The organism is Kitasatospora sp. NPDC057940 (genome assembly GCF_042887425.1).
In the GTDB taxonomy this organism is placed as follows: Bacteria; Actinomycetota; Actinomycetes; order Streptomycetales; family Streptomycetaceae; genus Kitasatospora.
Genome location: NZ_JBHVPH010000001.1, coordinates 23,627 through 50,163, shown reverse-complemented (window position 1 = coordinate 50,163; position 26,537 = coordinate 23,627). Strand labels below are relative to the sequence as shown.

Annotated in this window: 24 protein-coding genes and 1 riboswitch; of the genes, 10 read left to right on the top strand and 14 right to left on the bottom strand. The window is 74.3% G+C overall.

What is annotated here, in order from left to right:
* The first annotated feature begins 381 nt into the window (after positions 1-381).
* The 8 genes from ACFVTF_RS00215 (at position 382) to ACFVTF_RS00180 (ending at position 10,031) form a co-directional block, all read left to right on the top strand.
* Positions 382-2,130 (top strand): LCP family protein, encoded by a 1,749-nt coding sequence (locus ACFVTF_RS00215; RefSeq protein ID WP_387807200.1) that lies wholly within the window; start codon positions 382-384, stop codon positions 2,128-2,130.
* Positions 2,131-2,376: 246 nt separating this feature from the next.
* Positions 2,377-2,826, top strand: coding sequence for an SRPBCC domain-containing protein (locus ACFVTF_RS00210; protein ID WP_387807197.1), 450 nt, complete (start codon positions 2,377-2,379; stop codon positions 2,824-2,826).
* Between the two features lie 248 nt (positions 2,827-3,074).
* Entirely contained in the window at positions 3,075-3,875 is an 801-nt protein-coding gene (locus ACFVTF_RS00205) for a VOC family protein (protein WP_387807194.1), read from the top strand.
* 151 nt (positions 3,876-4,026) lie between these two features.
* Positions 4,027-4,773 carry an HAD family hydrolase gene (locus tag ACFVTF_RS00200; protein WP_371517614.1) on the top strand — a complete coding sequence of 249 codons (747 nt, stop codon included), beginning with the start codon at positions 4,027-4,029 and terminating at the stop codon, positions 4,771-4,773.
* 22 nt (positions 4,774-4,795) lie between these two features.
* Positions 4,796-7,201 (top strand): glycoside hydrolase family 65 protein, encoded by a 2,406-nt coding sequence (locus ACFVTF_RS00195; protein WP_387807191.1) that lies wholly within the window; start codon positions 4,796-4,798, stop codon positions 7,199-7,201.
* Positions 7,202-7,336: 135 nt separating this feature from the next.
* A complete protein-coding gene (locus tag ACFVTF_RS00190) occupies positions 7,337-9,049 on the top strand; it encodes a pyruvate dehydrogenase (protein WP_387808309.1) in 1,713 nt (570 codons plus the stop codon).
* 119 nt (positions 9,050-9,168) lie between these two features.
* Positions 9,169-9,801 carry an XRE family transcriptional regulator gene (locus ACFVTF_RS00185; RefSeq protein ID WP_363581369.1) on the top strand — a complete coding sequence of 211 codons (633 nt, stop codon included), beginning with the start codon at positions 9,169-9,171 and terminating at the stop codon, positions 9,799-9,801.
* 32 nt (positions 9,802-9,833) lie between these two features.
* Entirely contained in the window at positions 9,834-10,031 is a 198-nt protein-coding gene (locus ACFVTF_RS00180; RefSeq protein WP_387807188.1) for a DUF6126 family protein, read from the top strand.
* A gap of 22 nt (positions 10,032-10,053) precedes the next feature.
* Here the strand turns inward: ACFVTF_RS00180 and ACFVTF_RS00175 are convergent, their stop codons facing one another.
* The 3 genes from ACFVTF_RS00175 to ACFVTF_RS00165 form a co-directional block, all read right to left on the bottom strand.
* Positions 10,054-11,481 carry a PLP-dependent aminotransferase family protein gene (locus ACFVTF_RS00175; protein WP_387807185.1) on the bottom strand — a complete coding sequence of 476 codons (1,428 nt, stop codon included), beginning with the start codon at positions 11,479-11,481 and terminating at the stop codon, positions 10,054-10,056.
* A 51-nt stretch (positions 11,482-11,532) separates the two neighbouring features.
* On the bottom strand, positions 11,533-12,453 hold the full coding sequence (locus tag ACFVTF_RS00170) for an undecaprenyl-diphosphate phosphatase (RefSeq protein ID WP_387807182.1): 921 nt from the start codon (positions 12,451-12,453) through the stop codon (positions 11,533-11,535).
* A 167-nt stretch (positions 12,454-12,620) separates the two neighbouring features.
* A complete protein-coding gene (locus ACFVTF_RS00165) occupies positions 12,621-13,445 on the bottom strand; it encodes an NRDE family protein (RefSeq protein WP_387807179.1) in 825 nt (274 codons plus the stop codon).
* A gap of 244 nt (positions 13,446-13,689) precedes the next feature.
* Here ACFVTF_RS00165 and ACFVTF_RS00160 point away from each other — a divergent pair, with 244 nt between their 5' ends.
* The gene (locus ACFVTF_RS00160) at positions 13,690-14,175 is read left to right on the top strand and encodes a carboxymuconolactone decarboxylase family protein (protein ID WP_371517608.1); all 486 of its coding nucleotides are present in this window, start codon (positions 13,690-13,692) and stop codon (positions 14,173-14,175) included.
* Positions 14,176-14,195: 20 nt separating this feature from the next.
* Entirely contained in the window at positions 14,196-15,011 is an 816-nt protein-coding gene (locus ACFVTF_RS00155) for an isocitrate lyase/phosphoenolpyruvate mutase family protein (protein WP_387807176.1), read from the top strand.
* A 184-nt stretch (positions 15,012-15,195) separates the two neighbouring features.
* Here ACFVTF_RS00155 and ACFVTF_RS00150 read toward each other — a convergent pair whose 3' ends face one another.
* The 11 genes from ACFVTF_RS00150 to ACFVTF_RS00100 form a co-directional block, all read right to left on the bottom strand.
* Positions 15,196-15,453 carry a hypothetical protein gene (locus ACFVTF_RS00150; RefSeq protein ID WP_350880538.1) on the bottom strand — a complete coding sequence of 86 codons (258 nt, stop codon included), beginning with the start codon at positions 15,451-15,453 and terminating at the stop codon, positions 15,196-15,198.
* A gap of 43 nt (positions 15,454-15,496) precedes the next feature.
* Positions 15,497-16,603, bottom strand: a complete 1,107-nt coding sequence (locus ACFVTF_RS00145) for a cytochrome P450 (RefSeq protein ID WP_363581355.1) — start codon at positions 16,601-16,603, stop codon at positions 15,497-15,499.
* A complete protein-coding gene (locus ACFVTF_RS00140) occupies positions 16,567-18,015 on the bottom strand; it encodes a cytochrome P450 (RefSeq protein WP_371517606.1) in 1,449 nt (482 codons plus the stop codon). Before ACFVTF_RS00140 ends, ACFVTF_RS00145 begins: the two co-directional genes overlap by 37 nt.
* Positions 18,012-18,647 (bottom strand): ATP/GTP-binding protein, encoded by a 636-nt coding sequence (locus tag ACFVTF_RS00135; protein WP_371517605.1) that lies wholly within the window; start codon positions 18,645-18,647, stop codon positions 18,012-18,014. Before ACFVTF_RS00135 ends, ACFVTF_RS00140 begins: the two co-directional genes overlap by 4 nt.
* Entirely contained in the window at positions 18,625-18,972 is a 348-nt protein-coding gene (locus ACFVTF_RS00130) for a DUF742 domain-containing protein (protein ID WP_371517604.1), read from the bottom strand. The genes ACFVTF_RS00135 and ACFVTF_RS00130 overlap by 23 nt, the downstream gene beginning before the upstream one ends.
* Complete coding sequence (locus tag ACFVTF_RS00125; protein ID WP_063348307.1) at positions 18,969-19,382, bottom strand: roadblock/LC7 domain-containing protein; 414 nt, start codon at positions 19,380-19,382, stop codon at positions 18,969-18,971. Before ACFVTF_RS00125 ends, ACFVTF_RS00130 begins: the two co-directional genes overlap by 4 nt.
* Positions 19,366-20,634 carry a sensor histidine kinase gene (locus tag ACFVTF_RS00120; RefSeq protein WP_371522725.1) on the bottom strand — a complete coding sequence of 423 codons (1,269 nt, stop codon included), beginning with the start codon at positions 20,632-20,634 and terminating at the stop codon, positions 19,366-19,368. The genes ACFVTF_RS00125 and ACFVTF_RS00120 overlap by 17 nt, the downstream gene beginning before the upstream one ends.
* A 233-nt stretch (positions 20,635-20,867) precedes the next feature.
* A complete protein-coding gene (locus tag ACFVTF_RS00115) occupies positions 20,868-23,045 on the bottom strand; it encodes a SpoIIE family protein phosphatase (protein ID WP_387807170.1) in 2,178 nt (725 codons plus the stop codon).
* A 172-nt stretch (positions 23,046-23,217) separates the two neighbouring features.
* Entirely contained in the window at positions 23,218-24,348 is a 1,131-nt protein-coding gene (locus tag ACFVTF_RS00110) for a PP2C family protein-serine/threonine phosphatase (RefSeq protein ID WP_387807167.1), read from the bottom strand.
* A gap of 212 nt (positions 24,349-24,560) precedes the next feature.
* The gene (locus ACFVTF_RS00105) at positions 24,561-25,130 is read right to left on the bottom strand and encodes a TetR/AcrR family transcriptional regulator (protein ID WP_387807164.1); all 570 of its coding nucleotides are present in this window, start codon (positions 25,128-25,130) and stop codon (positions 24,561-24,563) included.
* Between the two features lie 68 nt (positions 25,131-25,198).
* Entirely contained in the window at positions 25,199-26,026 is an 828-nt protein-coding gene (locus tag ACFVTF_RS00100) for an alpha/beta fold hydrolase (protein ID WP_387807161.1), read from the bottom strand.
* Positions 26,027-26,370: 344 nt separating this feature from the next.
* Positions 26,371-26,529, top strand: a riboswitch (cyclic di-AMP (ydaO/yuaA leader).
* The last annotated feature ends 8 nt before the right edge of the window (positions 26,530-26,537 follow it).

Sequence of the window (26,537 nt, the reverse complement as noted above, 5' to 3'; positions counted from 1 at the left end):
CGGGCGGCTGCGGACGTGCGGCGCGTGGTGCCCGATGGTGCCGCTGGGGCGGGGAGAGGTGGCGTAGGTCACGTCGTAATCGGCTGGTTTCGGGCGTTCTGTGGCGAGCTTGTGCTGTGGTGGCCGGGGTTGGTGGTGGACCGGAGGTCAGTGATCGCGTCGGGCCTAAATATGATCGGAAGCCACGTTCATCGGTTTGTACCGATGTTCGTATGTGCAACCTGGGAACGGCTCCGACCGTCTCCCTGTGTGCGGTGCGCCAGATCGTCCGGGGCGTCGCTTCCGTCGGTGAAAGGTACGCGCATGTCAGGTCAGTGGGGCGAGGGCCCGGCTCGGGGTGAGGACGCACCCGGCGCGCTCACGACGGGGAGCGACGGGTCCGTGCCTCCGCCGCGTACCGGGGGCCGGGCGGAGGCCCGGCGCGCCGCCCAGGGCAAGGGCGGCGGCCGCGGCGGCAAGGACGGCGGCAAGGACGCGGGCAAGGACGGCGGTCGGGGCGGCGCGGGCAAGGACGGCGGCAGGCCGGAGGCGGCGGCCGGCGGCGGCCGGGCGGCGGCGCGCAACAGCCGCAAGCCCAAGAAGAACGTGAAGAAGATCGTCGCCTGGTCGGCGGCCGGCGTGCTGGTGCTGATCGCGGGCGCCGGCGGGGCGATCTACTTCAAGCTGAACGCCAACATCAAGTCCTTCGACGGCGACGCGATAGCGACCGACCGCCCGCCGGAGGCGCAGGCCGACGCCGACGGCAACAAGCCGGTCAACGTCCTGCTGATCGGTTCGGACAGCCGCGGCGGCAACAACTCGGACCTCGGCGGCGGCGAGGACGGCGGCGCCCGCTCGGACACCACGATCCTGCTGCACGTCTACGCCGACCACAAGCACGCCGTGGGCATCTCGATCCCGCGCAACGCGAAGGTCCCGATCCCGCCCTGCAAGCTGCCCAACGGCAAGTGGACCAAGGGGTCGTCCAGCGACCTGTTCAACGCGGCCTTCTCGGTCGGCGGCAGCGACGGCGGCAACCCGGCCTGCGCCCAGAACACCGTCGAGAAGCTCACCGGGATCCGGGTCGACCACACCATCGTGGTCGACTTCAACGGCTTCTCCGCGATGACCAAGGCCGTGAACGGCGTCGACGTCTGCCTGCCGAAGCCCATCTACGAGGGCGACGTCAACCCCAACCTGCACAAGAAGGGCGACCTCGTCCTGCCGCAGGGCAAGCAGACCGTGCAGGGCCAGCAGGCGCTGGACTACGTGCGTCTGCGGCACGGCATCGGCGACGGCTCCGACATCGGCCGGATGAAGCGCCAGCAGGCCTTCCTCAGCTCGCTCGCGAGCAAGGTCAAGAAGGACGGGCTGAGCCCCACCAACCTGCTGCCGCTGGCCGACGCCGCGACCAAGTCGCTGGTGGTCGACCCGGGGCTGTCCTCCGCGGACAAGCTGCTCTCCTTCGGGCTGTCGCTCAAGAACATCGACATGCACGACCTCAAGTTCGTGACGGCGCCCTGGCGTTACCGCACCCAGGACAAGGACCTCGACCTGGTCCAGCCGGACGCCAACAAGCTCTGGGAGACCCTCAAGGCCGACCAGACCATCGACGGGCAGAACGCCACCGGCCAGCAGCCGGACGCCGCCGCCAGCCCGAGCGCACCGGCCGCCTCGCAGCCGGCCGCGACCAGCGCGCCCGCCGCGCCGGCCGCGGACGCCGGCAACTCGTCGATCAAGGTGGCGGTCTACAACGGGACGACCGAGAACGGCCTGGCCGGCAAGGCGACCGCGCAGCTGAAGGCCGCCAAGTTCGCCGCCACCACGGCGGGCCAGGCGGCGAGCACCAAGTACAAGACCACCATGATCGAGTACGGCTCCGGGCAGAAGGCGAACGCCGACAAGGTCGCCGCGCTGTTCCCGGGCGCCAGCGTCGAGGCCGGCAACTCGGCGGGCGTGACCCTGATCGTCGGCAAGGACTTCTCCGCGGCCAACGGCGGCGGGACCACCGGCCCGGCCACCGGGACGGGCGGCCCGGCCGCGAACGGCACCCCGGCGCCCCCGGCGCCGCTGCCCACCACCGTCACCAACGACGCCCGCTCGGCGGACGACGACATCTGCGCGAACACCACCTACGGCAGCGGCGGCTGACCGCACCCGAGCCGTGGGGGCGACCCCCGGGCCGGCGCCGTCCAGGGCGCGCGGGCCCGGGGGTCGTGCCATGGTGGCCGGAGAAACCGGGGAGGCGTCCGGCACCCGGGCGGCCTGATGGACGAGGGCCCGACGTACCGGACCCCGACGCACCGGACCCCGACGCACGGGACCCCGACGCACCGGACCCAGGCACACCGGACCCGGCGCACGGACAAGGGGGGCGCGCACCGAAAGGCGGACCCCATGCCCGAGATCGCCCTCCAGTTCGACATCGCCGCACCCCGGGCCGTCGTCCTCGCCGCGCTCAACACGCACGGCGGGCTGACCAGCTGGTGGACCACCTGCGTGGACCGGGAGGGCGACGTCCTGCTGTTCGACTTCCCCGGCGTCCCCGAGCCGTTCCGGCTGCGCCGCGAGCGGGCCGACCTGGACCGGGTGGTGTGGGCCAACGCCGGGGCCTTCCCGCCGCACTGGGCCGGCACCTGGATCAGCTGGGACCTCGCCGACCAGCCCGACGAACCCGGCCGCACCCGGTTGCTGTTCCGGCACGGCGGCTGGCAGCCGGGCAGCGAGGACGGCGTCCCGCTGGTCGCCGGCACCTGGGCCGAACTGCTGGTCCGGCTCAAGGACTACGCGCAGAGCGGCAAGGTGCAGCCGTACTTCGTCACGGCCCAGCGGCACGACGCCGCGTGAACGGCCTCCACGGCGGCGTGAGCGGCACCACGCCGCGCGAACGGCCCGCCGGCGGCCGAACGGCCCCGGGCCCGCCCGATCGCCCGCCAGGGCGCCGTCCGGTGGCGGGATCGCGGCGCCGGGCCGATGGTGGGCGGTGTACCCGCCGTTCGCGCTGACGGCCGGCACCGGCAGCCCGGCACCGGGCGGCCGGGACCCGCCCGCCCCGACGACCACGCCGGCGACCACTGCCTTCGGGAGGCCCAGCAATGCCCGTAGTGACCGCTCCGTACAAGCCCGGCACCCCGTGCTGGATCGACCTGATGGCGAGCGACCAGCAGGCCGCGCTCGACTTCTACCGCGACCTGTTCGGCTGGCAGGGCGAGGTCGGCCCGGCCGAGTTCGGCGGCTACGCCGTGTGCATGCTCAACGACCGGCCGGTCGCCGGGATCATGGCGCGGTCCGCGCCCGAGGGCCAGCCGCTGCCGCCCGTCGCCTGGACCACCTACCTGGCCTCGGACGACGCCGCCGTGAGCGAGGCCGCCATCGCCGAGCACGGCGGCACGATCCTCTACCCGGCGATGGATGTCGGCGTGATCGGCCGGATGCTGGTCGCCGCCGACCCGACCGGCGCGGTGTTCGGCGTCTGGCAGGCGATGGACTTCATCGGCGCGGGCGTGGTCAACGAGCCCGGCGCACTGGTCTGGAACGAGCTCAACACCGCCGACACCGACACGGCCGGTCGCTTCTACCTCCCGGCGCTCGGGCTGCGCCCGGCGACCATCCAGGGCATGGAGGGGTACTTCTCGCTCAACGTCGGCGACCGTACGGTGGGCGGCATGCAGCCGATCCCCGGGTACCTGGGGGCGGGCACGCCCTCGCACTGGATGGCCTACTTCTCGGTGGACGACACCGACTCCACCGTGGACGCCCTGGTCAAGGCGGGCGGCACGGTGATCCAGCCGCCGTTCGACATGCAGTCCGGCCGGATGGCGGTCGTCCAGGACCCGCAGGGCGCGGTGTTCGCGGTGGCGGAGGCCGCCGAGGCACAGATGCCCGACTCGCCGTAACGGCGCCGGGCACCCCTCGCCATGACAGCGCCGGGCACCCACGAGCCCACCCGGCCGCCCACGAGCACCCGGGCAACCGGAAGCCGCCCTTCCCGCGACGCGCCGCCGGGAAATGGGCGGCTTCCCCGCGTTCCCGGGTAAGACTGCACCCATGCTGGGGCTACCGGACGACATCCGCGCATTCCTCTTCGACCTCGACGGGGTCCTCACCCAGACCGCCAAGGTGCACGCCGCGGCCTGGAAGGACACCTTCGACTCCTTCCTGCGCGCCGAAGCCGCCCGCACCGGCGGGCAGTTCGTCCCCTTCGACGCCGTCACCGACTACGACACCTACGTGGACGGCCGCCCGAGACTGGACGGCACCCGGGCGTTCCTGCACAGCCGGGGCGTCGACCTGCCCGAGGGCACCGACGCCGATCCGCCCAACACCCGTACCGTGCACGGGATCAGCCGGGCCAAGAACGACACCGTCCTGCGCCTGATCCGCGAGCAGGGCGTCCAGCCGTACGACGGCTCGGTCGCGTACGTGCACCGGCTGCGCGCGCTCGGGCTGCCCAACGCCGTGGTGTCCTCCAGCGCCAACTGCCGGGACGTGCTGCGGGCGGCGGGCATCGAGGGGCTGTTCGACGTGATCGTGGACGGCGTCGTCGCCCAGCGCGAGGGCCTGCCCGGCAAACCCGCCCCCGACACCTACCTGTACGCCGCCCGTACGCTGGGCGTCGAGCCCGCGCACGCCGCCGTCTTCGAGGACGCGCTCGCCGGGGTGGCGTCCGGCCGGGCGGGCGGCTTCGGGGCCGTGGTCGGGGTCAACCGCACCGGGCAGGCCGCCGAACTGCGCCGGGACGGCGCGACCGTGGTCGTCGACGACCTCGCCGAACTGCTGGAGGAGCAGGCATGAGTGAGCGGAGCGAGGCAGTCGCATGAGTGGCTTGGACAACTTCTCCGTCGACCCCTGGCTGATCGCCGAGCAGGGCCTGGACCTGACCGCGATGGCCCGCGCCGAGTCGCTGTTCGCGCTCTCCAACGGCCACATCGGCCTGCGCGCCAACCTGGACGAGGGCGAGCCGCACGGCCTCCCCGGCACCTACCTGAACGGTGTCTTCGAGCTCCGCCCGCTGCCGTACGGCGAGGGCGGCTACGGCTACCCGGAGTCCAGCCAGAGCGTCATCAACGTGACCAACGGCAAGATCATCCGGCTGTTGGTCGACGACGAGCCCTTCGACCTGCGCTACGGCGAACTCATCCGCCACAAGCGGTGGTTGGACTTCCGGGAGGGGATACTGCACCGCGAGGCCGAGTGGACCTCCCCGGCCGGCCGGACCATCCGGGTGCGCTCCTCCCGGCTGGTCTCGCTCACCCAGCGCGCGATCGCCGCGGTCGACTACAGCGTCGAGGCGGTGGACGGGCCGGTGCGGATCGTGCTCCAGTCCGAGCTGGTCGCCAACGAGCAGCTGCCCGGCGGCGCCGCGGGCGATCCGCGGGCCTCCGCCGTCCTGGAGGCGCCGCTGCAGCCCGAGGTGCACCACGCGAGCGACACCAAGGCCGTCCTGGTGCACCGCACCCGCTACAGCGCGATCCGGGTCGCCGCCGGGATGGACCACGTGATCGAGGGCCCGGAGGAGCTCGAAACCGTCGCCGAGGCCGAGGCCGACCACTGCCGGATCAGCGTCACCACCGTGCTCCGGCCCGGACAGCGGCTGCGGCTGGTCAAGTTGATGGCCTACGGCTGGTCGGGGACGCGCTCGCTGCCCGCCGTCCGGGACCAGGTGGAGGCCGCGCTGACCGCCGCCCGGTACACCGGCTGGGACGGCCTGGTCGCCGAACAGGCCGCCTACCTCCAGGAGTTCTGGGAGACCAGCGACGTCGAGATCGAAGGCGACGTCGAACTCCAGCAGGCCGTCCGGTTCGCCGTCTTCCACGTCCTGCAGGCCGGCGCCCGCAGCGAGGAACGGGCCATCCCCGCCAAGGGGTTGACCGGCCCCGGCTACGACGGGCACAGCTTCTGGGACACCGAGACCTTCGTCCTGCCGGTGCTCACCTACTGCCTGCCCGGGGCCGTCAACCAGGCCCTGCGCTGGCGGCACACCACGCTGCCGCTGGCCCGCGAACGGGCCGCCCAACTCGGCCTGGCCGGAGCGGTGTTCCCCTGGCGGACCATCCGCGGCGAGGAGTGCTCCGGGTACTGGCCGGCCGGTACCGCCGCCTTCCACATCGGCGCCGACATCGCCGCCGCCGTCGCCCGCTACGTCCGGGCCACCGGGGACGCCGAGTTCGAGCGCGCGTACGGGCTCGAACTGCTCGTGGAGACCGCCCGGATGTGGCGCTCGCTCGGCCACCACGACGTCTCGGGGAAGTTCCGCATCGAGGGCGTCACCGGCCCGGACGAGTACAGCGCCGTCGCCGACAACAACGTGTTCACCAACCTGATGGCGCAGACGAACCTGCGCGCCGCCGCCGAGGCCGCCGCCCGCCACCCGCACGAGGCCGCCGAACTCGGCGTCGACACCGAGGAGACCGCCGCCTGGCGGGACGCCGCGTCCGCGATGTACATCCCGTACGACGAGGACCTCGGCGTGCACCCGCAGGCCGACGGCTTCACCCACCACCAGGTCTGGGACTTCGAGCACACCCCGCCCGAGAAGTACCCGCTGCTGCTGCACTACCCGTACTTCGACCTGTACCGCAAGCAGGTGGTCAAGCAGGCCGACCTGGTGCTCGCCATGCAGGTCCGCGGCGACGCGTTCACCGACGAGCAGAAGGCCCGGAACTTCGCCTACTACGAGCGGCTCACCGTCCGCGACTCCTCGCTCTCCGCGTGCACCCAGGCGGTGATCGCCGCCGAGGTCGGCCAGCTCGACCTCGCATACGACTACACGGCCGAGGCGGCCCTGATGGACCTGCACGACCTCGGCGGCAACACCCGCGACGGCCTGCACATGGCCTCGCTCGCGGGCGCCTGCATCGCCCTGGTGGCGGGCTTCGGGGGGCTGCGCGACCACAGCGACTCGCTGTCCTTCCGGCCCCGGCTGCCGGGCGGGCTGATGAGGCTCGGGTTCTCGCTGATGGTCCGCGGGCAGCTGCTGGGCGTCCAGATCACCCACGAGGGGACGACGTACGCGCTGCGCCGCGGCGAGGTGCTGCACCTGTGGCACGACGGCGAGCCGGTGCAGGTGAAGGCCGGGGAGCCGGTCACCCTGCCGACCACCTCGCCGCCGGCCCAGGAGCGGTGCGGCCAGCCGCCCGGCCGCGAGCCCGCCCGGCGGCAGGCGCAGGCGGGCCTGGTCAGCGGCAAGCTCGGGCAGCAGGACCACCTGGCGGCGGAGTAGCGGCGCCAGCCGGTCGTTCACCTGTTCGGGCCCGCTCCGGGTGCGGGGCGGGCCCGGGCGTCGGAGGGTGCAGGTGACCTGCGGCAGTCGGCGGCCGGTGATTGGAGAGCACCCGTGGCGAGCGTGGCCGAACAGATGGTGGAGGTGCTCCGGCAGGCCGGGGTCGAGCGGGTCTACGGCGTGGTCGGAGACAGCCTCAACCCGGTCGTGGACGCGATCCGGCGGACCGACGGCATCAGCTGGGTGCACGTGCGCAACGAGGAGGCGGGCGCCTTCGCGGCGGCCGCCGAGGCCGAGCTCAGCGGCCGGCTCGCGGTCTGCGCCGGCTCCTGCGGGCCCGGCAACACCCACCTCGTCCAGGGCCTGTACGACGCCCAGCGCAGCGGCCTGCCGGTGCTGGCGCTCGCCTCGCACATCCCGTCCGGGCAGATCGGCACCGGCTTCTTCCAGGAGACCCACCCCGAGCGGGTGTTCACCGACTGCAGCACCTGGTGCGAGATGCTCTCCACCCCCGCCCAGCTGCCCCGGCTGATGCGGATCGCCATCCAGCACGCGCTCGGCGCGCACGGCGTCTCGGTGCTGGCCTTCCCCGGGGACGTCGCCGCGCTCCCCGCCGCCGGGCCCACCGGGACCAGCCACTTCCTCACCGAGCAGGCCGTCGCCGCGCCGCCGTGGTCCCAGGTGCAGGAGCTGGCCCGGCTGCTCAACGCGGCCCGCAAGGTCGCCCTGTTCTGCGGCGCGGGGGTGCGCGGGGCGCACGGCGAGGTGATGGAGGCGGCCCGGGCCCTGAACGCGCCGGTCGGGCACTCCCTGCGCGGCAAGGAGTGGATCCAGTACGACAACCCGTACGACGTCGGCATGAGCGGCCTGCTCGGCTACGGCGCCTGCCACGAGGCGCTGCACTCCGCCGACCTGGTGCTGCTGCTCGGCACCGACTTCCCGTACGACTCCTTCCTGCCGCAGGCGCACACCGTCCAGGTCGACCACGACGCCACCCGGCTGGGCCGCCGCACCGCGCTCGAACTGGCCGTCCACGGCGATGTCGCCGCCACCCTGCGGGCCGTCCTGCCGATGCTGGACGCCAAGCGCGACCGCGCCTTCCTCGACGAGATGCTGCGCAAGCACTGCCGCTCGCTGGAGGACGTCGTCGGCGCCTACACCCGGGACATCGAGAAGCACCTGCCGATCCACCCCGAGTACGTCGCCTCGGTGCTCGACGAGGTGGCCGCCGACGACGCGGTGTTCACCGTGGACACCGGCATGAACAACGTCTGGGCCGCCCGCTACCTCCAGCCGAACGGCCGCCGCCGGGTGATCGGCTCCTTCCTGCACGGCTCGATGGCCAACGCCCTGCCGCACGCCATCGGCGCCCAACTGGCCTGCTCCGGGCGGCAGGTGATCGCGATGGCCGGCGACGGCGGGATCGGCATGCTGCTCGGCGAACTGCTGACGGTGGCCAAGCACCGGCTGCCGGTGAAGACCGTCGTCTTCAACAACGGGGCGCTCGGCATGATCAAGCTGGAGATGCTGGTCTCGGGCTACCCGGAGTACGAGATCGACAACGGGGACGTCGACTACGCGGGGATCGCGCGGGCGATGGGCATCCCGGCCAAGCGGGTCACCGAGCCGGCGAGGGTCCGGGAGGTGCTGGCGGAGGCGCTGGAACGGCCCGGCCCCGCCCTGGTGGACGTGGTCACCGACCCCAACGCGCTGTCCATCCCGCCGTACATCACGGCCGCGCAGCTCAAGGGCTTCGCGCTGGCGGCCGGGCGGACGGTGCTCTCCGGCGGGGTCGGGCGCATGATCGACCTGGCCCGCAGCAACCTGCGCAACATCCCGCGGCCCTAGCCGAATCGCAGCAACCCGCGCAACATCCCGCGGCCCTAGCCGAAAAGGGGGGATCCGGGCCCTCTTGCCTCTGAGGCAAAAATCTTGCCCGAGCGGCACGGCGGGTGTCCACTGGTCACATGACCACCAGCCCGACCGGGGACGCCGCCCCGGGAGACCGGCTCGACGACCAGGAAGTGGCCGGCCTCGCCGCCCGCCTCCGGGAACACCGGCTCAGCAGCCGCCTGACCCTCGAAGTGGCCTCCGCCCGGGTCGGGCTCTCCCCAGCCTATCTGTCCCGGCTGGAGACCGGCCGCCGCCAGCCCTCCCTCCCCGTCCTGCTCGGCCTCGCCCGCGCCTACGGCACCTCCGTCTCCGGACTGCTCGGCGAGACCATGGCCGAACCCGACCCGGTCGTGCGCGGCGGCGCCATCGAACCCGGCCGCGCCGGGGGCTGGGGCTACCGCCGGGCCGGCGCCCCCGGCCGGGCCATGCAGGCGCTGCGCGTCCACGTGCCCCCGGGCGTGCAGGACACGGTGGTGCGGGTCCACCCCGGCGAGGAGTGGCTGTACGTCCTGCAGGGCCGGCTCAAGCTGACCCTCGGCGACCGCGTCCACCGCCTCGACGTCGGCGACTCCGCCCACTTCGACTCGCTCACCCCGCACTGCATCGCCGCCGACGCGCCGGACGGCGTCGAACTGCTCTTCGTCCACACCCTGCTGCAGAGCCCCGGCGGCGAACTCTGCCTCGGCGGCCCCGCAGCAACCCACTGACCCAACGTCAGAACCCTTGGAGGAGATCCCTCATGGCCGATCCCACCAGCCCCGAGAAGACCGCCGCGGCCACCGCCCCGGCCGCTCCGACCCCCGCCCCGCTGACCGTCGACGCCGGCATCTCGGCCAACCGCCGGGTCGGCGTCCGCCTGGTGATCTACACCGCCGGCATCCACGCCTTCGCCGGATTCATCATGCTGCTGTTCGAACTGGGCAACCGCAACAAGTAGTTCACCGGGTCGGTCGCGGCCCTCACCGCTCGCGCAGCAGCTCGCAGAGGGCGTCCAGCGCGGCCGGGAAGGCGTGCTCGGGCGGGGACGCGTAGCCGATCACCAGAGCGGGAGCGGCGTCCGGGGCGGCGGCCGACCGGTCGGCGAGGTGCCAGGACAGCCCTTCGAGGGCCAGGCCGGCGGCCTCGGCCCGGGCCAGCAGCTCCGCCTCGGACGCGGAACCGGGCGGCAGTTGGAGAACGGCGTGCAGCCCGGCGGCGATCCCGGTGACCCGCACCCGCGGGGCGTGCTCGGCGAGCGCGGCGACCAGCCGGTCCCGCCGGCGCCGGTAGTGCAGCCGGCAGCGGCGGACGTGCCGGTCGTACGTCCCGGAGGTGATCAGCTCGGCGAGGGTCAGCTGGTCGAGCACCGGGGACATCGTGTCGGCCAGCGTCTTCAACCGGGCCACCGGCTCGACCAGCGCGTCCGGCAGGGCCAGCCAGGCCAGCCGCAGGCCCGGCGCGAGGCTCTTGGCGGCCGTCCCGGCGTACACCACCCGCTCCGGGTCGAGCGCCTGCATCGCGCCGACCGGCTGCCGGTCGTAGCGGAACTCGCCGTCGTAGTCGTCCTCGACGACGTACCCGTCCCACTCGCGCGCCCAGCGCACGGCGGCGGCCCGCCGGTCGGCGGCCAGCGGCGCACCGGTGGGGAACTGGTGCGCGGGGGTGAGCAGGACGGCCCCGCACCGGCCGTCGAGCCGCTCGACCCGGGCGCCCGCCCCGTCCAGCGGCACCGGGACGGTGGCCAGCCCCGCCGCCCGGGCGACGGCGTGCTGCGGCGGCAGCCCGTACTCCTCGACCGCGAGGGCGCGGTCCCCGCGCTCCCGCAGGGCCGCGCAGAGCAGGCCCAGGCCCTGGGAGACACCGGTGCAGATCAGCAGGTGGTCGGGGTCGGTGCGGACGCCGCGGACCCGCGCCAGGTAGTCGGTGAGCGCCCGCCGCAGCTCGATCCGGCCGAACGGGCCGCCGTAGCCGAAGGCCTCGTGCGGCGCGGTGGCGAGGGCCCGGCGGGCGGCGGCGAGCCAGGCGGTGCGGGGGAAGAGCGAGAGGTCGGGCCGCCCGGCCATCAGGTCGTGCCGGACGGCCCGCCGCCCCGCCGCGGGCCGGGCCACCCGCCGGCTCCGGTCGGGCGCGGCCCGCCGGGCGACGGTGGTGCCGGAGCCCTGCCGGGAGGTGAGCCAGCCCTCCGCGGTGAGCTGCCCGTACGCCTCGACCACGGTGTTCCGGGCGACCCCGAGGTCCTCGCCGAGGGCCCGCGAGGACGGCAGCCGGGTGCCGGGCACGAGCCGCCCGTCCTGGACGGCCTCGCGCAGCGCGTCCTCCAGGGCGGCCCGCAGCCCGGCCCCGGCGGCGCGCCGCTCGGTGAGGTCCAGGTGCAGGTCGCCGCCGAAGGAGGTCCAGGAGCTGCTCACGGGCCCGATTATCGCGCGGCCCGGCATCCTCGACCGCGAGCCGATGGCGGATCAGACCGACAGGTAGACCGCGCTGCCGACGCCGGCGAGGAAGCAGTAGAGCGCGAACGGCGTCAGGCTGCGGGTCTCGAAGTACTTGGTGAGGAAGCGCACCGAGACGTAGCCGGCGACGAAGGCGGCGATGCTGCCGGCGACGACCGGGCCGAGGACGGCGGAGTTCTCCGGCTTGAACAGCTCCGGCACCTTCAGCACGGAGGCGGCCAGGATGACCGGGGTCGCGAGCAGGAAGGAGAAGCGGGCGGCGTCCTCGTGGTGCAGGCCGCGCAGGATGCCGGCGCTCATGGTGACACCGGAGCGGCTGATGCCGGGGAAGAGCGCGAGGATCTGGGCGGCGCCGATCCAGGCGCCCTGGACGAAGCTGAGCCGGGCCAGGCGGTGGTCGGAGGCGATCGCCGGGTCGAGGCCCGGTTCCCCGGCGGGCGGGGCGGCGTGCCCGGCCCGTCGGCGGCCGGTGCCGCCGCGCTTGAGCCGTTCGGCACCGAGCAGCACCAGCCCGTTGAGGGCCAGGAAGACGGCGGCCGGGACGGGCTTGCCGAGCGCGTTGCGCAGCGCCTTCTCCAGGGCGAGGCCCGCCACCCCGACCGGGATGGTGGAGATGATCAGCAGCCAGGCGAGCTTCTCGTCCCGGCTCTCGACCCGGCGGTGGCGGATCGAGCTGAAGAAGCCGCCGATCACCCGGACCCAGTCCTTGCGGAAGAACACCACCAGCGCGAACGCGGTGGCCAGGTGCAGGCCGACCAGGACGGCGAGGTAGGAGGAGCCCTCGGCGGTCATGTCGAGGTCCCGCTGGATCTTCCCGCCGATCAGGGCGGGGAGCAGGATGCTGTGGCCCAGGCTGGAGACCGGGAAGAGTTCCGTCACACCCTGCAGCAGGCCGACGCCTATCGCTTCCGGGTAGGTCAGGGTGGACATCGCGCACCTTCGCTCGGGGGTCTGGATCCGGGGGAGCCCCGCGAAGCTACTACGGGCATGTAGACGCCCGGCAGCCCCGCCGCCAGAAGTTCATCGAGCGGACGTCTGGACGCCACCGCTGCCGATCGGTCCCCGATCAGTCCCCGATCAGCCGCCGTCAGCCGCCGTCAGCCGTCGTCAGCCGCCGGACCGCGCCGCCGACCCGCCTCCGCCGAGCGGCACCCGCCGCCACGCCCCGCCGCCGACGGGCACCGGCGCGCGGGGGCGAAGTCGTAGCGCGGCCCGTCCGGCCCGAGCGCGAGCAGCGAGATCGAGGAGGACCCCCAGATCCGCCCGTCGCCGAAGTCCCGCCGCTGGATCAGCGCCGCGTCGTCGTCCAGCGGCAGGCCGTCGCCCGCGACGATCGGCAGCCAGTCGCCCCAGGCCCGTTCGGCGGGCCCGTCACCGGTCGGCTCCGGCCGGGGCACGGCGGCGAGGCGGGCCCGGAAGCGGTCGGCGCGGGCGGCCATCAGCGCGCGGATCCGCTCGGAGGCCGTCCGGTTGGCGGCCATGCCCTCCAGCCCGTCGTTGAGCACCACGCTGAGGCCGACCGGCAGTTCGCGCTCCTCCAGCCGGCCGCCGCCCCAGCTGGCGACCCGGGCGCCGTCGGGCCGGACCAGGACGAGGTGGAACGGGTCGTACGGGGTGAGGTCGAGGTGGCCGATCCCGCCGTTCCGGACGGCGGTGAGCGGCAGTTCGCCGCGGGAGAGCCGGGTGTCGGCGGGGGCGAGCGGCCCGAAGCCGTTCAGCAGGCAGGCGGCGGTCCGCCGCCCGGGGTCGACGGCCAGCCAGGTGCCGCCGGCGGCGAGGTCGAGTCCGCCGACCAGGTCCGGCCGGTCCGGCCAGTGGTGGTCCGGCGGCAGCCAGTCGCGTCCGAGGTACTCGTCCCGGACGGAGAGGAGCAGCACCGGCACGGCCGCTCCCGGTTCGATGCTGACGAACGCCGTACACACGATCGTGGCCCCCTGACCTCGCCCGGCGGGGGCACGCGTGGTGGCGCCCCCCGCCGTCGATCCTCGCACTCCCGTTCGCGCGCCGGGAGTGGGCGTCCGCGCCCGGAGACGCCCCCCGGGCCCTCCCTTTTCGGCCGCCGCCGTGCCACACTCGCCCCACGGCCGGGTGCAGACCGAAGTGGCCCAGGATTCTGTGATTCAAATGCACCAGGAAACGGGTCCACCAGGTCCCTAGGCTGGCGTCATGACGACGAACGAGCACCAGTCGGCCGAAGCGCCCGTCCCGGCCCCCGCCCAGCGCCTCGCGCTGCACAGCCTGGCCCCCGACTTCTACCAGGCCATGATCGCGGTGGACCGCGCCTCCCGGAAGGGCATCGACCACACGCTCGCCGAGCTGGTCAAGGTGCACGCCTCGATGATCAACGGCTGCGCCTTCTGCATCGACATGCACAGCACCGACGCCCTGAAGGGCGGCGAGCAGGACCACCGGCTGCTCTCCCTCCCGGCCTGGCGCGAGACCCCCTGGTTCACCGCCCGGGAGCGGGCCGCGCTGGCCCTCACCGAGTCGGTCACCCTGCTGACCCAGGGACACGTCCCGGACGCGGTCTACGCCGAGGCCGCCGCCCAGTTCGACGAGGCCGAACTGGCCCAGCTGATCGCGCTGATCGTCACCATCAACGCCTGGAACCGGATCGGGGTGGCCTCCCGGCTCAGCCCGGCCGCCAAGTGAGGCCCGGGACCATGACAGGGATGGTGGGCACGGTGGACGTCCAGCAGGAGAAGGCCCGGCTGCTCCGGGAGCTGCACCGGCCGGGTGAGCCGCTGGTGCTCGCCAACGTGTGGGACGCGGCGAGCGCCCGGCTGGTCGCCGCCGCCGGAGCGCGGGCGGTGGCGACGGCCAGCGCGAGCGTCTCCTGGTCGCTCGGCAGCCGGGACGGCGGCGGCGCCGACCTCGAACAGGTCCTCGTACGGACGGCGCAGGTGGTCCGCGCGGTGGACCTGCCGGTCACCGCCGACCTGGAGAGCGGCTTCGCGCGGACCGCCGCCGGCGTCGGCGAGTCCGTCGCCGCGCTGCTGGCCACCGGCGCGGTCGGCGTCAACCTGGAGGACGAGGGCCGGCCGGCGGCCGAGGCCGCCGAGCGGATCGCGGCGGCCCGGGCGGCGGCGGACGCGGCGGGCGTGCCCGCCTTCGTCAACGCGCGCACCGACGTGTTCCTGCACGGGATCGGCGCGCCGGAGGGCCGGCTGGACGACGCGGTGCGCCGGCTGCGGGCCTACGTCGAGGCGGGTGCGGACGGCGTGTTCGTGCCCGGTGTCGCGGACCGGGAGACGATCGCCGCGCTGGCCGCGGCCGTCCCGGTGCCGCTGAACGTGCTGGCGGGTCCGGGCGCGCCGTCCGTGCCGGAGCTGGCGAAGCTGGGCGTGGCCCGGGTGAGCCTCGGCCCCGGGCTGGCCGAGGTGGCGTACGCGGCGGTGCGCCGGGCCGCCGCGGAGGTGTACGCGAGCGGCACCTACACCGCCCTGGAGGGCGGGCTGACCTACCAGGAGCTGAACGGCCTCTTCTGAGCGGGCTTCTCGCGGTCCGTCCGGCGCCGAGCGGTCCGCCCAGCGCTGGACGGGCCGCTCGGCGCCGGGCGGACCGGCGTCGCTGGACGGGCCCGGGCACGGCGGAGCCCCGGTTGCCGCCGACGGGGGGTGGCGGCAACCGGGGCGGTGCCCGGTGGGCGTGGTCGGCCGGTCCGGCTCCGGGTCAGCCGATCTGGCCGCTGAGCCCCGGGTGGGTCATCTGGTTGGTGCCGACGGCCTCCACCTCCTGGGCGGCGTGGCCGACCACCGGCAGCTTGCCGGCGGCGTGGATGGCGAGGTCGGCCGGGGAGAGGTTGAGACCGTCGGTGAGGCCCCCGGTGGCGTCCGGGGAGCTCGCGGTCTGGGTGGTGGCGGACGCCGCCGGGGCGGCGAGCGCGAGGCCCGCCATGGTGAGGGCGGCCAGGGTGGCGAGTTTCTTCATGCACTGCCGAACGACCCGGGCCGCCTTCAGGTAACCGGGCGGCTCAGACCGTCACCCGCAGGGTTCGCACGCTGTTGCTGATGAAGGAGCCGATCGGCTCCGGCGCGTCGCCCTCGGCGAGGGCCAGCCCGGGGAACCGCTCGAACAGGTGCCGCAGCGCGGTCTCGGCCTCCAGCCGGGCCAGCCCGGAGCCGAGGCAGAAGTGCGGGCCGTGACCGAGCGACAGGTGCCGGTTGGGTCGGCGGGTGACGTCGAAGCGGTCGGCGTCCGGGTGGTGCCCGGCGTCGCGGCCGGCCGCCGCGTAGGAGGCGAGCAGCGCCTCGCCGCGCCGGATCACCACGTCACCGACCTCGATGTCCTCGGTCGCGTAGCGCAGCGGGAACTGGCCGACCGGCGAGTCGTAGCGCAGCGTCTCCTCGATGACCGCCGACCACGGCTGCTCGCCGGAGAGCACCAGCCGCAGCTGGTCGGGGTGGGCGAGCAGGGCCCGGACGGCGTTGGTGATCAGGTTGAGCGTGGTCTCGTGCCCGGCGACCAGCATCAGCAGCAGGGTGCCGACCAACTCGGCCTCGCTGAGCCGGTCCCCGGCCTCGCGGGCGGCGATCAGGTCGGTGGTGAGGTCGTCGCCGGGCGCGGCCCGCTTGGCCGCCACCACGGAGCCCAGCAGCGCGTACAGGGCCTGCTGCGCGGCGGCGGCCGCCGCGGGGGTGGCCGAGCTGGAGACCAGGGTGTCGGAGAGCTCGTGCAGCCTGTCCTGCTCGTCCAGCGCCAGGCCGAGCAGTTCGCCGATCACCTGCATCGGCAGCGGGTAGGCGAAGTGCTCGCGCAGGTCGAACGCGCCGTCCAGCTCGGCGACCCGGTCGAGCAGCGAGACGGTGCGGGCCTCGATCGCGGGCGCCAGGTCGGCTATGCGGCGCGGGGTGAAGGCCTGGCTGACCAGGCCGCGCAGCCGCCGGTGGTCGTCGCCGTCGGCGGTGACCATGCCGGGCACGGTGACGAAGTTGAGCAGCGGCCAGCCCTGGGGCAGCCGGCCCTCCCGGAAGGTCGTCCACAGCTGGGCGTTCTTGCCCACCCGGTGGTCGGCGAGCAGCGCCTGGAGGGTGTCGTGGTGGGTTATCGCCCAGACCACCACCCCGCCAGGGAGCTCCACCAGGACCGCGGGGCCGGCCGCCCGGAGGCGGGCGTTCTCCTGGTGCTGGTCGCGTCCGAAGGGGTCGAGTCTGACGGGCTCGGGTCGGGGGTCGACGGCGGTGTCCATGCGGGCCTCTCGGGGGCTGGCGGGCGGGGCGGGGTGAAGGCGCTGTACAGCACCGGCAGGCCGAGCAGGGCCCGTGACCACGGGGACGGGCGCCATCCCAGGTCGCCGGACGGGACGGCGAGTTGGAGATCGGGCAGGCGGTGCAGCAGGGTCTCGACGGCGGTCTCGACGATGATCCGGGCCGGGTGCTGGGCCGGGCAGACGTGCCGTCCGGCGCCCCAGGCGAGGTGGGCCCGGTTGCCGCCGAGCGAGCCCTGGGCGGCGGAGGCGACGCCCTGGGCGGCCGGGTCGGCGTTGGCCGCGGCCAGGCCGAGGACGAGCATGTCGCCGGCGCTGATGTACTGGCCGCCGAGGACGGTGTCGCCGGTGGCCCAGCGGCCGGGGAAGTTCTGCGTCGGCGGGTCGCGCCAGAGCACCTCCTCCAGCGCGTCGGAGACGGTGAGCCGCCCGCCGGTGAGGGTGGCCCGGAACCGGCGGTCGGTGAGCAGCAGCCGCAGCGTGTTGCCGGTCCAGTTGATGCTGGTCTCGTTGCCCGCGACCAGCATCACCACCAGGTGGTGCACGGCCTCCTCGTCGGTGAGCGCGGCCGGGTGGGCGAGCAGCCAGGAGGTGAGGTCGGCGCTGGGGGCGGTCCGGCGGCGCCGGACCAGGTCGACCAGGATCGCCTGGAACTCGGCGTTGGCGCGCACCGACTTGGGGCCGCTGTCCACGAAGTGGCTGATCAGTTCGACCAGGTGGGGACCGGCCTCGCGGGGCAGGCCGACCAGCTGGGTGAAGACCAGCAGCGGCAGCGGGCGGGCGTACTGGGCGATCAGGTCGGCGGTGCCGTCCGGCCCCCAGCTGTCGATGAGGTCGTTGGCGCAGGCCTCGGTGGTCTCGCGCAGCTGGCGGTGGTCGATCTGGGAGAGGGTGTCCGAGACGGCGGAGCGCAGCCGCTGGTGCTCGGCGCCGTCCAGGTTGAGCAGGGTGGGCCGCCAGGAGGTCATCGGCAGCAGCCGGGAGTCGGGGGCCAGCCGGCCCTCGGCGGGCACCCGCCAGCGGCGCGAGTCCTTGGAGAACAGCGCCTCGTTGCGGGTGAGTTCGAGCAGTTCGGCGTAGCCGAGGACGAGCCAGGCCTCGACCCCGGGCTCCAGCTCGATCGGCGCGACCGGGCCGTAGCGCTGGCGCAGCCGGGCGTACAGGCCGTGCGGGTCCTCGGCGACGGCGGGGCCGTACAGCGGGGTCAGCGGGACGCCGGCGGGCAGGCTGCCGCCGTGCGGGAACGGGCAGCCGGGGGAGGCGGTGCCGGGTTCGGGCGCGGTCATCCCTGGAGCTCCAGGATCGAGCTGCGGTGCAGGTGGTCGACGAAGTCGATCAGCAGGTCGTAGGACTGCCGCCGGTCGCGGGCGTCGCAGTGCAGGATCGGTACCTCCGGCAGCAGGTCGAGGGCGGAGCGCAGCTCCTCCTCGGGGTAACTCGGCGTGTCCGAGAAGGTGTTGACCGCCACGGCGAACGGGATGCGCTGCTCCTCCAGTCGGCCGAGCACGTCGAAGCTCTCGTCCGGGCGGCGCAGGTCGACCATGGCGATGGCGCCGAGCGCGCCGCGTGACAGGTCGTCCCAGAGCGGCCAGAACCGCTGCTGCCCGGGCGTGCCGAACAGGTACAGCGCGAGCCGCGGGTTGAGCGTGATCCGGCCGAAGTCGAGCGCGACCGTGGTGGTGGTCTTGTCGCCGCGTCCGGTGAGGTCGTCGATGCCGGTGCTGGCGGCGGTCATCGTCTCCTCGGTGCGCAGCGGAGTGATCTCGCTGAGCGAGCCGACCAGGGTGGTCTTGCCGACCCCGAACGGGCCGGTGACCAGGATCTTCACCGCGCCCTGGACCGAGGACGGCAGGTACCGCGGCTCGGCGGGCAGGTCGGCGGGGGCCCCGGGGGCTTCAGCGGAGTTGGCGGAGGCCAACGAGCACCTCTTCCAGAAGGGTTGCGGGCAGGCGTTCGGCCTGCGGGACGGGCGGGAGGACCTGGACGGCGCCGAGGTCCCAGAGGTCGCCGACCAGCACCTTGACGACGCCGAGCGGCAGCCCCAGGTGGGCCGCCACCTCGGCGATCGACAGCAGGCTGTGGCAGAGCGCGAGGATGCGCCGGTGCTCGCGGTTGAGCAGGGCGTGGTCCGGGAGCTCCGGCGCCTCGGGTAACGCGCTGACCAGGCTCTCGATGGCCAGCTCGGCCCGGGTGGACCGGCTGCGGCCACCGGTGATGACGTAGGGCCGGACCGGCCCGCTCACCGGTGTCCCCCCGCCGCGTGGTCGACCCGCGGCGGGCTGGTGAGGTGGCTGCCGATCCGTTCGACCAGGACCTGCATCTGGTAGGCGACCAGGCCGGCGTCCACGGCGTCGCTGGTCACCACGGCCAGGTGCGCTCCGGCCCCGGCGGCGACGATGAACAGGTAGCCGCCGCCGTACTCGATGATGATCTGGCGGGTGGCGCTGCCCGGTCCGCCGAACCCGGTCGCGACGCCGCGGGCCAGCGACTGGAGTCCGGAGCAGGCGGCGGCGAGCCGTTCGGCGTCCTCGCGCGCGATGTTCGCGCTGCGGCCGATCTCCAGGCCGTCGTTGGAGACGACGACGGCGTGCTGGACCTGCGGGACGTTGACGATGTCGGCGAGCATCCAGCCGAGATCAGGGGTGGTGGTCATGGAACTCTCCGGAGCGCTGGGGAAGTCGGGGGGAAGCGGGCAGGGAAGGGTCGGGCTGGGCCTGGGCCCGGGCGGCCGATCGGCCGCTGGCGGTGCCGGCCTGGAACATCGCCATGAACGCCTGCGCGTCCCGGGCCGAGCGGTACGGCGGGGCGGGCGGCGGCGCGGGAGAGGCGTGCTGGGCGGGGCGGGCGGCGCGGTCGCGTCGGTGGCTCCGGCGGGGCAGCGGCGGCGGGGTGTGGGCGGCCGCGGGGGGTCGGCCGGCCGGCGGGGTCTCCACCAGGGGGTGTCCGGCGGGGTGCCCGGTCGGCCGGAGGTCGGTGCTGAACGCCCGGTCGTCCGGTCCGAGGCCGGGGACGGTGGGCGGCAGCGGTTCGGTGAGCAGGGCGTTCGGCAGCATCACGACGACGCGGACGCCGCCGTACGGCGAGGGCGCCGAGCTGAGGGTGACCCGGAAGCCGTACTGCTCGGCCAGCCGGCCGACCGCGGCGAGGCCCAGTTGCGGCACCTCGCCGAGCCGGGAGACCTCCAGGCTGGTGCCGCCGGCGAGGGCGGCGGCGGCCTTGGCGACGGCCTGTTCCGGCATGCCGACGCCACCGTCGTCGATCTCGATGACGGCGCCGTTGTGCACCGGCATCAGGGTGACGAACACCTGGGTGCTGGGCGGGGAGTAGCGGGTGGCGTTGTCCAGCAGCTCGGCGACGGCGTGGATCAGCGCCTCGGCGGCGGCGCCGACCACCGCGGTCTCGATCCGGCTGCGGACGACCACCCGCTGGAACGGCAGGATGCGGGACTGGGCGCCGCGCACGACGTCCTCCAGCGAGACCGGCTCGGGCCAGTGGCGGCCGGCCCGCGCGCCGCACAGCACGGCCAGGGTCTGGGCCAGCCGGGCCTGTTGGGCGGCGGCGTGGTCGGCCTTGAGCAGGCCCTCCAGCAGCGCCGGGTCGTCGTGGGTGCGTTCCATCTCGTCGAGCAGGGCCTGCTGGTCGTGGGCCATGACGAGGATGCGGCGGGCGACGCTGAGGAAGGCCCGCTGGGTGGAGGCGGTGAGTTCCTGCTCCTGCTGGACGGCGGCCAGGTCGGCGCCGCGGCGGGAGAGTTCGGCGCCGAGCTGCTCCTGGAGCCGGGCGAGGTCGCGCCGCAGCCGGTCGGCGCGGCGGCGCTGGGTGACGGACACGGCGCGGTACCGGGCGGTGGCCACGAGGGCGAGGGCGGCGAGTACGCCGGTTGCCGTTGTGCACCACTGAGTCATCGTCACGCCGCGAATTCTAGGGTGATGATCCTACGAAGGTGTGAACGGATCTCGCCAAGTGACCGGATCTCGTCAATATCCAGTCAATACGGCGTCAAACCGGCGCCGCTCGACCGCGATCCGGGCGGCCCGAGGACGTTCGTCCCCGGTGGGGCGCCTGCGGCGCGTCGGCCGGGCGGGGCGGGAGACGGCCGAGTCATGTCCTGGGATGTGTGGGGAACGTGTGCACGGTGTTACGGAAGGGGCGACGTCCGGTGCAGGAGCAACAGCGCCACGTCGTCCGGCCGGGACCGCCGCTCGGTCACGTTCAGCGTGAGCAGGTCGGCCAGCCGCTCCAGCGCGGGCGCCGCGCCGGCCCGGGTCGGGCCGGTCTGCCGGGCCCACAGCTCCAGCCCGCCGAGCATCCGCTGCACCGACTCGTCGTAGTCCTCCTCGCGGTCCTCGACCAGCCCGTCGGTGTACACCAGCAGCGTCTCGCCGACCGCCAGCCGGCCGGCCGTCAGCGGGTACGGCTGCCCCGGGTCCACGCCCAGCGGCGGCCCGCCCGGCAGGTCGAGCTCGACGGCCCCGGCGTCCGTGATCCGCACCGGCGCGGGATGCCCGGCCCGGGCCGCGGTCAGCGTGCCGTCGGCCGGGTCCAGGGCCAGGAAGAGGCAGGTCGCGAACAGGTCGGTGTCCAGCTCGGTCAGCAGCCGGCTGGTCCGGGCCAGTGTGGCGGCCGGATCGTGCCCGTCCGTCGCGTACGCCCGCAGGCCGCTGCGCAGCTGGCCCATCACCGCCGTCGCCTCCGCGTTGTGGCCCTGGACGTCGCCGATCACCAGCCCGATCCGGCCGTCCGGCAGCTTCAGCAGGTCGTACCAGTCGCCGCCGATCTGCATGCCCTCGGTGCTCGGCAGGTAGCGGGCGGCACTGGCGATCCCGGGCAGCCGGGGCAGGGTGCGCGGCAGCATCGCGCGCTGCAGCTCGGTGGCGCGGTGGTGGTGGGTGTCGTACAGCCGGGCCCGCTCCAGGGACTGCGCCAGGATCCCGGCGAAGGCCGAGTACAGGGTGCGGTCCTCCCGGCCGAACGCCCGCTCGGTGGAGAAGGTGATCAGGCAGGAGCCCACCTGCCGCCCGGAGGCGACCAGCGGCAGCACCGCCCAGGAGGCCGGGGTGAGCGGGCCGTGCCGGCCCCGGCTCGTGTCGGGCTCGCTGAACAGCGGGGCGGAGCGGGTCAGCGCGTGCTGCATCACGTTCTCGGAGCGGTCCGCCAGCCGGGTCAGCTCGGTGCGCCTCGGCCCGCCGTACACGGTGTGCGAGACGGGCAGCAGCCGGCCCTCGTCCACCAGGTCCAGGACGATGCTGGCGGCGCCGAACGCCGGGCGGGCGACATCGGTGACGGCGGTGGTGACGTCCCGGACGGTCACCGCCCGCGACAGCGACCGGGTGAGCGCGAGCAGCAGTGCCGTCCGGGCCCCGCCCGGGGTGGCGTGCTCCCTGGGGTGCCTCCGGCGCTGGTCCCGGTCCCGGTCCTGGTCCTGGGGCCGGCCCTGGTCCCGGTCGGAGAGCAGCCCGGCGACCCGGACCGGCCGGCCGTGGACGTCCAGCATCACCTCGCCGGTCTCCTCGATCCGCGCCACCTTGCCGCCCCCGCGCAGCACCCGGTACCCGATCCGGTACCACCCGCCGGTGGTGAGCGACTCGGCGAGCGCGGCCTGCACGTCCGGCAGGTCCTCCGGGTGGACGATCCGGTCCAGCTCCGGGGCGGAGCCGTCGGCGGTGGCGGGCTGGCCGGTGACCCGGAACGCCGCGGCGTCCCAGTAGCTCTCGCCGGTGACCAGATCGCGCTCGAAGGCGCCGTGCCCGGCCGCCCGGACGGCGAGCGACAGCATCGGGTGGGCCAGCCCGGCGGGGAGGCTCCCGGCCCCGTCCGGCGGCGCCCCGCCCGGATCCTGGGGTATCCGGGCGTCCGCGTGGTCGAGCAGGTGGGACAGCCGGTGGGCGCAGGCCTCGCCGATGGTCTCCAGGACGTCCAGGTCGCGGCGGGGGACGGTGCCCCGGTGGGCCAGCGCGAGGGCGAGGACGCCGACCGGCCGCTCGTCGACGACCATCGGCAGGGCGATCACGGCGACCATGCCGGTGCCCATGCCGGCGTTCTTGTTCGGGTAGTCGACGCTGGTGTGCTCGGGACTGAGCAGGTAGGGGCGGCGTAACCGCAGGGCCATCGCGGCGGGGAGGTCACTGGCCGGATCGACGATGCTGTAGCGCTCGTGGGCCCAGTCCGGCAGCCCGTGCGAGGCGGTCAGCCGGAGCATCCCGGCGGAATCCAGCAGGTAGAGCGCGGAACCCTCGCCGGTGATCCACCCCGGTCCCTCGGCGAGGACGGTGCCGAGCAGTTCGGCGGCGCTGGTGCAGCCGAGCAGCAAGCGCACGCAGCGCATGGGGCTGCGGGCGGTGGGACTGCTGCGCGGCGTCCGGCTCTCGTCCTCGGAGGGGGGAACCCACGGAGAGCTCAGGTCCATCGGATACCCGGCCTTTCCGCTCTCGGGGGGTGGGTGCCCTCTGGGTGCCCGAACGGGCACTTAATTCTTAATACCTTATTTCTCAGGTGGGTGCTGAAGCGGGTGAATGGTGGCCCAGACGGCGTACCAGCACCAGCGTCCGGTCGTCCGCCGCGTCCCGCGCCACCGTCCGGACCAGCCGCTCCGCCGCGCCCCGGGTGAGCTGCTGCTGCGTCCGCCACGGCCGCACCACCGGCTCGGCCGCCGCCAGCAGCCGACCCACCCCCTCGTCCAGGTCCCGACCCGGCACCTCCACCAGGCCGTCGCTGAACAGCAGCAGCGAATCGCCCCGCCGCAGCCGCCCCGACACCGCCGGATACAGCGCGCCCGACACCAGCCCCAGAGCCGGGCCGCCGTGCCCCGACCGCGCCCAGCCGCCGCCGTCCGCCCGGCGGAACTGCGCGGGCGCCGGATGGCCGGCGTTGAACAGCAGGTAGTCGCCCGTCGCCGGGCGCAGCGCGAGGTGCACCGCCGTCGCGAAGTCGTCCTCCCAGCCCATCCGCACCAGGTGGTCGTTGGCCGCCGGCAGGAACGCCTCCGGCGGCACCCGCCCCAGCAGCATCGCGAACGCGCCCGACAGGTGCGTCGAGCGGGCCGCCGCCCGGCTGCCCTTGCCCGACACGTCCACCAGCAGCAGCTCCAGCAGATCCTCCTCGGGGCGGTGCGCGCACAGCAGGAAGTCACCCGAGAACGAGGTGTCGCCGGCCGGCGCCAGCGCACTGTCGAAGTGCCAGTCGAGCAGCCGCTCCGGAAGCCGGGCCAGCGTCCGGGTGTGCTCGGCCAGCTCCAGCAGCATCGAATCGCCCTGGGTCCCGCGCAGACCCAGCCGGTGCCGGAACCGGTTCGCGGCCAGCACCGTCACCGCGGTCGCGGCCAGCACCAGCGTCACCCCGATCCGCACCCCGAGCGGATCCCGCACCACCGCCCCCAGCACCCCGCCGGCCAGCGCCGCGCACACCAGCACCAGCAGCTGACCGCGCCGCAGCAGCAGCCCGCCGACCACCAGCGGCAGCACCAGCGCCGACGGCGGCCAGCTGTACGGCAGCACGATCGGCAGCACGCTCAGCACGGCCGTCACTCCGAGCAGCACCCCCAGCGCGTACCGCGCGGCCCGGGCGTTCCCGTCCAGCAGCCGCAGGTACCACCGCCGCGCCCTCGCTATCGGTGCGGGCACGTGGACCTCCGCCAAGGGGTCGGCGGTCCCCTGTCATGACCACCAGTCAGCCCGGCCACACTAACCCGTCCGCCCCCACCGCCCCCAGGCCCGCTGCCCGCCCGCCGCACGGGAAGTCGGCGGGTCCGACTTCTGGTGCACGCCCCACCCCGTGTGGTGGTGGTTCCGCCGTCGTCGTGGGAGGCCGGGCGGGTTGTGCCACGGCCGGTGTCTCAGAGGGTGGGCCAGGTGCGCAGGCCGGTGGTGAGGAGGGTGATGAGGCGGCTCTGGGTGGTGGCCAGGTCCTCGGCGAGCTGGAAGCCGCCGCCGATGGAGAGGGAAGCGAAGCCGTGGGCGACGGAGCGGACGGTGCGGGCGGCGTGGATCGCCTCCGCGCCGTCGAGGCCGTACTCCCGCAGGACGGCGATGATCACCCCGACGAGCCGCCCGGCCGCGCGGGTGAGGTCGTCGTCCGGCTGCGGGGCCTGGGGGAGCGCGTTGTAGCGGTGCGGGTACTCGGTGGCGTACGCGTGGTAGGCGCGCAGGACGGTGTCGACGGCGTCGTCCCCGCTGCGGCCGACGGCGGCCTCGGCGAGCCGGTCGGCGAGTTCCTCGGTGACCCGGACGGCGATGAGCCGCCGCAGTTCGGCGAGGCCGCCGCTGACGTGCTTGTACAGCGACGGGGTGGCGACCCCGGCCCGGGCGGCGACGGCGGCCAGGGTGAGGGCCTCGGTGCCCTGCTCGTCGATGAGGGCGAGGGCGTGGTCGACGACCTGCTCGGGGGTGAGTCCTACTCGGGGCATGGCGCGGGCTCTCCGTCGGTGGAAGGGGGCTGATGTGGCGGGGCGGGGCTGACGTGGGCGGGCGGGGCTCAGACGAGTTCGGCGAGGAAGGGCAGCAGGGCGTCGGCGGTGGCCTGCGGGTTGTCGGCCATCGGGTAGTGCCCGGATCCGTCGATCATGACCTTCCGTGCGTCGAGCGCGGCGGCCTGCCGGTCGGCGACGGCTTCCGGCTTCGGGAAGTCGGGGTCCTTGCTGCCCATGATGACGAGCGAGGGGCAGCGCACGGCCGCGGTCCAGCCGACGGGCGCGGAGTCCCCGCTGACGTATCCGCGGGTGGCGGTCTTGCGGCCGGGGGTGCGCATGGCGGCGACGAGTCCGGCCACGTACGTGTCGAAGTCGGCGGGCTTGGCGCCCGGGTAGGCCAGCTTGCGGTGGTAGAGGCCCCAGAAGGCGGGGGAGTGGACGGTCAGGAAGCCCATGGCGCGGAGGGCACCGCGCAGGAGCGCGCCGGGCGGGGGGTTCTCGACGAAGGCGTCGACCAGGGCGATGCCGGCGACCCGCTCGGGGGCGTCGCCGGCGGCTTTGACGACCGTCGCGCCGGTGTAGGAGTTGCCGACCAGGACGGCGCGGTCGATGCCGAGGTGGTCGAGCAGGGCGAGGACGTCGGTGGCGATGGCGGCGGGGGAGTAGTCGTCCCAGACGATCGAGGATTCGCCGAAGCCGCGCAGGTCCATGGTGATGACCCGGCGGCCGGCGGCGGCCAGCAGCGGGCGGAGGTGCCGGTAGGCGGCGCGGGTGTCGAGCATTCCGGGGAGCAGCACGACGGGAGCGCCGTCGCCCTGTCGGGTGTCGTCGTAGGCGAGGCGGCCGCCGGTGACGTCGAGGTACTGGGTGGTGGGGGCGCTGGTGGCGTTCATGGCAGGTCTCCGGAGGGTTGCCGGTGCGGGCTTCGGCGCTGCCGCCGATAGCCATAAAGCTAAGGCTAATAGCCTTAGCCGTCAAGCCTTCGCGCCCTACGGAGCGGGGGAGGCCGGCGAAAGGTTTGCAGGTGAAGGGTCGTTCGTTGACGTCCGATCACGTGAGGTGGCGTCAATGGTGTTCAAAGGGGTCCAGGGGTGCCCAAGGGGAACAAAACGCCCGTCATGCCCCAGAATGCCCCGCCCGTCTCAGGTCGTCCCGGGCGAACGGCTTGGAATCAGGGCCTCCTAGGATTAACGTTTGATAACGCAGCGCGGTCGTCAACGCCGTACCCAGACGGCACCGTGCGCCGTCGCCTAATCCCGCCGACCGGCCTCCGGGCAGGTCAGGGAGCCGGGGAACCACGTTCCTTGGGGTGAATCGGCGGGGCTCCGGCCCGGCCGTAGGAGACCTTCCTGCTCCGAACCCGTCAGCTAACCCGGTAGGCGCGAAGGAAGGAAAGGAGCGCGC